General features: G+C 63.5%; 1 protein-coding gene. It reads left to right on the top strand.

Features of this window, described 5'->3' with window-relative positions; all coding sequences use genetic code 11:
• A partial coding sequence (locus SB756_RS29700) for a TonB-dependent receptor domain-containing protein (RefSeq protein ID WP_410913149.1) occupies positions 1-277 on the top strand: 277 nt, incomplete at both ends.

Here is a 277-nt window from a genome sequence, read left to right as displayed (position 1 = left end):
CTACTCGTTTGGCGGCATCAACGGCGTGCAGGTGGGGGCGGTACAAGCCTCTGGCCTGACACCGGACGACGCCGGCACCTACAAGCGTGATGTGGGCGGCGTGTATTTCGGCCTTGAGCATCAGCTCACCGACAAATTCCAGGTAGGCATCGCCGGGCGGACCGAGCACTACTCGGACTTCGGCTCGGCCACCACCGGCAAGCTTTCGGCGCGTTATGACTTCACCCCGCAAGTAGGCTTGCGCGCCACGGTGAACAACTCATTCCGCGCACCGACC

This window comes from Pseudomonas sp. SIMBA_068 (assembly GCF_046534705.1).
Taxonomy (GTDB): Bacteria; Pseudomonadota; Gammaproteobacteria; order Pseudomonadales; family Pseudomonadaceae; genus Aquipseudomonas; species Aquipseudomonas putida.
The sequence above is the reverse complement of the archived record's forward strand: the minus strand, read 5'-3'. Positions and strand labels throughout refer to the sequence as shown.